This window comes from Shewanella hafniensis (genome assembly GCF_019655335.1).
Taxonomy (GTDB): domain Bacteria; phylum Pseudomonadota; class Gammaproteobacteria; order Enterobacterales; family Shewanellaceae; genus Shewanella; species Shewanella hafniensis.
In genome coordinates this window covers 22324-28571 of record NZ_BPFD01000063.1, presented here as the reverse complement: position 1 = coordinate 28571, position 6248 = coordinate 22324, and the positions used below count along the sequence as shown (strand labels likewise).

Annotated in this window: 5 protein-coding genes; 3 read left to right on the top strand and 2 right to left on the bottom strand. The window is 45.2% G+C overall.

All coding sequences use genetic code 11. From position 1 onward, the window contains the following. Positions 1-157: 157 nt before the first annotated feature. The gene (srmB, locus tag K5Q99_RS16415) at positions 158-1417 is read right to left on the bottom strand and encodes an ATP-dependent RNA helicase SrmB (protein WP_220777455.1); all 1260 of its coding nucleotides are present in this window, start codon (positions 1415-1417) and stop codon (positions 158-160) included. Positions 1418-1653: 236 nt separating this feature from the next. Then, on the bottom strand, positions 1654-2370 hold the full coding sequence (locus K5Q99_RS16410) for a tRNA1(Val) (adenine(37)-N6)-methyltransferase (RefSeq protein ID WP_220777454.1): 717 nt from the start codon (positions 2368-2370) through the stop codon (positions 1654-1656). A 528-nt stretch (positions 2371-2898) separates the two neighbouring features. On the opposite strand from K5Q99_RS16410, the gene brnQ reads away from it, so the two are divergent. From brnQ to dsbC, 3 genes are all read left to right on the top strand, one after another. Then, entirely contained in the window at positions 2899-4311 is a 1413-nt protein-coding gene (gene brnQ / locus K5Q99_RS16405; protein WP_220777453.1) for a branched-chain amino acid transport system II carrier protein, read from the top strand. A gap of 120 nt (positions 4312-4431) precedes the next feature. Further along, positions 4432-5334 carry a site-specific tyrosine recombinase XerD gene (gene xerD, locus K5Q99_RS16400; protein WP_220777452.1) on the top strand — a complete coding sequence of 301 codons (903 nt, stop codon included), beginning with the start codon at positions 4432-4434 and terminating at the stop codon, positions 5332-5334. A 140-nt stretch (positions 5335-5474) separates the two neighbouring features. Continuing rightward, complete coding sequence (gene dsbC, locus K5Q99_RS16395; RefSeq protein ID WP_006080352.1) at positions 5475-6200, top strand: bifunctional protein-disulfide isomerase/oxidoreductase DsbC; 726 nt, start codon at positions 5475-5477, stop codon at positions 6198-6200. Positions 6201-6248 lie beyond the last annotated feature (48 nt).

The window sequence follows — 6248 nt, the reverse complement described above, 5'->3', positions numbered from 1 at the left end:
AATACGTTTGTGAGCTTGTAGATCTAAATGGGCCGTATTTCATGCTCTATATTTTAAGGTTAGCTTTTATTCGTCAGCTAAATTAATCCATTGAGTTAAATTTAGGTAATAAAAAAGCCGCATATAGCGGCTTTAGTTAGATTATTTCAAGCAGAGGTTACTTCTTCTTGCGGGCGATTTTACTCGCTTTCTTTGCCGCTTCTTTCTTGCTGGTTTTCTTCGCTGCTTCTTTCGCTTTCACTTTGGCTTTTTTCTTACCCGGTGTCCGCGCTTCTTTGTTCTTAGGACGCAGCTCTTCGATCACGCGGCGTTTCAACGGTTGCTCGATATAACGCTCGATTTTACCGACGATACGCATATCGTGGGCTTCGGCCAACGAAATCGCAGTACCTTTGGCGCCAGCGCGGCCAGTACGACCGATACGGTGAATATAGGTATCGGCAGAGCGTGGCATGTCGAAGTTGATCACATGGGTGATATCGTCGATATCGATACCGCGTGCAGCCACATCGGTTGCCAGCAAGACGTTCACTTCACCTTTGGTAAAGCGGCTCAAAGCTTGGAAACGTTTTTTCTGTTCCATATCGCCACGCATGAAAGCGCAGGCAATACCGACTTTAAGTAACTGGCCTTCTAAGCTAGAAACGATGTCGCGGGTTTTTACGAACACGATAGTCCGTTTCACATCTTCTTGGCGCAGCAGATGACATAACAGGGCAAATTTATGCTCTTTATCATCGGCTAAGTGGATCCATTGGTGGATCTTGGCTTTTTCGCTGCGAGGTGCTTCAACATCGATTTCAATCGGGTCGTTTAACACTTCACGGGCAAAACGTTGCACACCGCCGCCTTCTAAGGTGGCAGAGAACAGCATGTTCTGTTTGCGGCCTTGGGCTTCGATAGCAATCGCTTGCACCACAGAAGAGAAGCCCATGTCTAGCATGCGGTCGGCTTCGTCGATAATTAAGATATCGACTTCTTGTGCATTGAAATTGCCTTTGTCTAAATATTCCATCAGGCGGCCTGGGGTCGCGACCAGAATATCGACGTTGCCTGCTAAGGCCTCTTCCTGTGGTCCATAAGGCACACCACCGGTCACGATCGCTATGTCTAAACCTTGGCCTGTGGCTAAGTGAGACGCATAACGGTGGATTTGGCTGGCTAACTCACGGGTTGGCGTGAGGATTAGCACCCTTGCTTGTCCAGCAAAACGACGGGGGAAATCGATCAAATGTTGTAGCGATGGCAGTAAAAAGCTCGCTGTTTTACCTGTTCCTGTCGGGGCGCGCGCAAGAATATCTCTTTGCTCTAGGGCGTAAGGGATCGTTTCTTGCTGAATCGTAGTGGGTGAATGATGCCCCATGGCATTAAGCGACTCTAATAAGCTAGGGTCAAGCTGGAAATCTTCAAATTGCATGCGCAGCGTCTCGACGGATAATAGCGAAGCATTATAAAGGTTATGGCGGTTAACTTAAATAACTTATCTAGATCTCCTGTGTTTATCTTCTGTGTCAGTAAAGTTTTATGGTAATTGGCATAAGTTAATTACTTTTAGGTCAATGTATTAGCATTTAATTTGTGGGAAATTGGACCTTTCGTTAAATTTGCCAAACTTAGCTAGCTTTACTTAAGGTGTCAGGATTGGACTCGATATCAGTATTTAAGGTAAAAATCTTGAATCAATTGCACCATGGTTTGTGTGTATTGGCCAGAACGTTCACGAATAGTGATATCACTGAGCTTTGGAGCCATTTGCGGGTGAGTCTTATGGGCGAGTACGCAGAGTACTCGATTAGCGCTTTTCCCTACAATGCTGATAAGGTTGGTTATTTCAATAAAATTGAGCTGAGAGTGCGTTAATATTTCGTCGAAACGGGCCATACTCTGCATTGGTAATATGAGACTTGCCTTTCCTTGCGGTGCTAGGCACACATGAATGGCATCGAGTAGTGCGGTAAAGCTTAAGCTATCAGTGTGACGGGCCATAGCGCGCTGGGATTGTATCGCTTGCGTGCCTTGCTCAAAATAGGGGGGATTACAAATTATGTGATCAAAATACCCTTGATACTTAGTTTGTTGGCAAAAGTCTTGGATGCTGCAATTAACTAAGGTCAGTCGATTAGCCCAAGGACTATTGTGGAAGTTATGTTGGCAAGCATAGGCGGCATTGGTGTCTAATTCGACACTGGTGATATGTGCTTGACTGCGCTGAGCTGCCATTAAACTGAGTAAGCCGCTGCCTGCGCCTATATCTAAGATTGATTTCGCGGTGGTCAGTTGTGCCCATGCCCCAAGGACGACGCTGTCTGTGCCTACGGCCATGCCGCAATTCATGTCATCGATATGAAATTGTTTAAAAGTGAATGCCATGGGGAGTTAATTTTGCCGTTCTAAAGTGATTTAGGCCCAATATTGGGCGCGCAATATTCTAATTCTAGCCCTCGTTTTTAGCTAATGTTTTTAAACAGTCGCATCTGTCCTAGCTGTATGAATTTGTGTCGCCAAATCATTTACTATTTTACGTGGTAATACTGATTTCACTTAATTAACGCTTTAATTTATTGCCTTAGAAACCTTTTATTAGCAGTTAATTAGCATTATTTCGCTTTTTTTGCCTGAACGGACTTGTTGTCTTGTATTGATGCTTTAAGTCTGGTATTAGTTTCGCCCCCATTTTTAATCACTTTTAAGATTAACGGATAGGTAAACGAGTTTGTTGGTGAATTAGTCGTCAGTTAGGCTACATAAACGTTCGCCATCGTTTATAAACTCGGCAGATATCGAACATATTTACCACGGAATTGTGTAAACATAGATTTGCACTCCGGATGGGCTTTGTTTTAGCTATGGCTAATCGACACATAATCACTTAAGTTTGTAAAAAAACAATAAGACAAGATGGGGCTTCCAGTGCAAGACAATCAGATGAGTATCGGAGATACATTAGGCTTAGGTTTTATGACCTTTGCGTTCTTTTTAGGTGCGGGAAACCTAATTTTTCCACCATTCGCGGGTATGTTAGCGGGCGAAAATATGCCCCTCGCCATGTTGGGTTTTTTGATTACCGCCGTAGGTTTACCTTTAGTTGGACTGATTGCTGTCGCTAAGGCTCAAGGTAAGGTTATGGCTATGCTGCCAGTATTTGCAGCAACGACATTGGCCGTCGCGATTTACATTATTATCGGCCCTGCTTTTGCTGCGCCGCGTACGGGATTAGTGGCTTACGAGATTGGCGCTAAGCCATTTATCGATGACACCACGGCAACGTTTTTGCTGGGCAGTTTAGAATTAAACCTGACGCAACTGCTATACACATTAGGTTTCTTCGCTGTCACTATGTTGCTGGCGCTTTTCCCTGGTAAATTGCTCGATAGCGTAGGTAAAGTATTAACGCCTATTTTATTGATTTTGTTGGTCGGACTAGCCGTCTCCGTGCTGTTTTTACCTGCATCCGAAGTGGGCCAAGCAGTGGGGGATTACCAACAGCATCCGCTGACCAAAGGTATTTTGGAAGGCTATAACACTATGGATACGTTAGCATCCTTGATGTTTGGTATGTTGATTATTGATATCCTGCGTAAAAAGGGCATTGACCAACCCAGTGATCAAACTAAGTATCTAATCCGTGCAGCCTTTATTGCCGCCGCTGGTTTAACTTTTGTGTATGTGTCCTTGTTCTTTTTAGGTGCAACCGCCGGCGATATCGCTATCGGCACTAAAAATGGTGGTGAAATATTAACAAATTACGTGACCCGCGAGTTTGGGGAACTAGGCTCAGTCTTGTTGTCATCAGTTGTGACTTTAGCTTGTTTGACCACTGCGGTTGGACTGGTGAGTGCGTGTTCTGAGTTCTTTAATGAGCTAATACCTAAACTGTCTTACCGTTTCCTCGTGATCTTTTTAAGCTTGATATGCGCTGTGATTGCGAACGTGGGCCTAAGTCAGTTGATTGCTATTAGTATTCCCGTATTAATGACGATTTATCCTGTGGCTATTGCTCTTGTGGTTGTGACTTTCCTGACCGCTTATTTTGCGAATCCACAGTTTGCACATCGTGCAGTACTGAGCGTGGCACTGTTTTTCGGCATCTTCGATGGTCTTAAAGTGGCAGCGAAAAGTTTGACTGACGCTGAAGGTCAAGCCATGAATGGCTTAGCACAGGTTTTTATCCATATAGTGAATGTTATGTCTCCAGTGTTATCTAAGCTGCCACTCTATGAAGAAGGTATGGCTTGGTTATTGCCGACCATTGCGACGATTGCACTGTGTTTAGTATTCGGTCGTGGCCGTGGTCAAACGGCTGCAGCCTAGGCTTTGCATCCGAGTTCTCGTCTTTATGCTTAACTCAGTTAAGCTTATGCAGGATTAGACATATTTAAATTAATATCAACGGCGTATCATTTGATTACGCCGTTTTTTTATGGAGTATTTGTGCCTAAAATCTATATGCCAGATCCACTTATCGATGCTTTTCTTGATGATCTTTGGTCAAGCAAGGGACTGAGTGATAACACGCTATCGGCCTATCGTACCGATTTACGCCATTTTGATCGTTATCAAGGTCAGCAAGGCGTGACGTTACTTGCGGTTTCTCAGGCCGATGTTAGGGCATATCTGGCCTTTAGAGTTGAGCAGGGTTTTGCGCGTACCAGTAGTGCTCGGTTGCTCAGCAGCTTACGGCGTTTCTATACTTATCTGGTGCAGACCAAGCAGATTTCAGCCGATCCTATGGCCTTAGTCGAGTCGCCTAAGTTAACGCGTCATTTGCCGGATTCTCTGAGTGAGTCGCAGGTTGACCGTTTACTGTCTGAGCCCAATGTGGATGATGCCGTCGAATGCCGTGACAAGGCAATGCTAGAGCTTTTGTATGCAACTGGCCTCAGGGTGAGTGAACTTGTCGGCTTGACCATGGAGCAAATGAGTTTGCGCCAAGGCTTAGTACGTATTGTGGGCAAGGGTGGCAAAGAGCGTCTTGTGCCGCTGGGGGAATTGGCTATTACCGAAGTGGAGGGCTACATGAAATTTGCTCGCCAAGAGTTGCTCGGTAATAAACAATCTGATGTGGTATTTCCGTCGAAACGCGGGCAGATGATGACACGGCAAACTTTTTGGCATCGGATTAAACTTTATGCTCTGCGTGCGGGGATTGAAACCGCATTATCACCGCACACATTGCGCCATGCTTTTGCTACCCATTTGCTCAATCACGGTGCCGATCTGCGGGTTGTCCAACTGTTATTAGGTCACAGCGACTTATCGACGACACAGATTTATACCCATGTAGCACGGGCAAGATTGCAGGAATTGCATCAACAGCATCATCCTAGAGGCTAAAAAAGGATTTAGTTACAGCATAAATTTGCTTTCCGCGCGGCTTGTCTGTAACTTTTTGCCCCTATACAGGGTCTATTGAATATCTCGAGTTAGAACGGCCCCAATATCTCGTTGTAGCGACACAATTTATAGGATGTCCCATGAAGTTAACCCGAGCATTATCTTTAATTTTTGCCCTTGTTGTAGCTCCTCTTGCTCACGCCGCAACAGCGACCTCGCCAGATACCGCTGCTATTAAGCAAAAACTGACTGAGATGTTGGATGTTGAAGTCATTTCTATGCAGGATTCGCCGATTGAGGGTTTGTATCAAGCTATGACCAACCGCGGCGTGCTCTATATTAGTCGTGATGGTTCAAAACTGTTCCACGGCAGTTTGTATGACCTAGATAAAGGCATGAAAAACTTAACGGAAGCGGCATTAGCTGGCCCACGTTTAGAAATGATGAAGCCGCTTGAAGACCATATGTTGGTTTACAAAGCTAAAAACGAAAAACACGTGGTCACTGTATTTACCGACGTCAGCTGTGGTTATTGCCGTAAATTGCACAGCCAAATGGCCGATTACAACAAGCTTGGCATTACCGTGCGTTACTTAGCCTTCCCGCGTGCGGGCGTGCCGTCAGCCAACGCCGACGAAATGCAAGCCATCTGGTGTGCTAAAGATCCATTAAAAGCCATGACAGACGCTAAAGCGGGCAGCAAAGTTGCCGCAGCAACATGCGATGCTAAAATTGCCGAGCAATATGCTTTAGGCACCACCTTTGGTGTGAATGGTACGCCGGCAATCGTGTTAGAAGATGGCAATATGATCCCAGGTTATCAACCCCCTGCTGACTTATTACGCACCTTAGAAGCGCGTCAGTAACAGTCAAAATAGTAAAATTTATCCCACTAAAGGTGAGCTTAAGGCTCA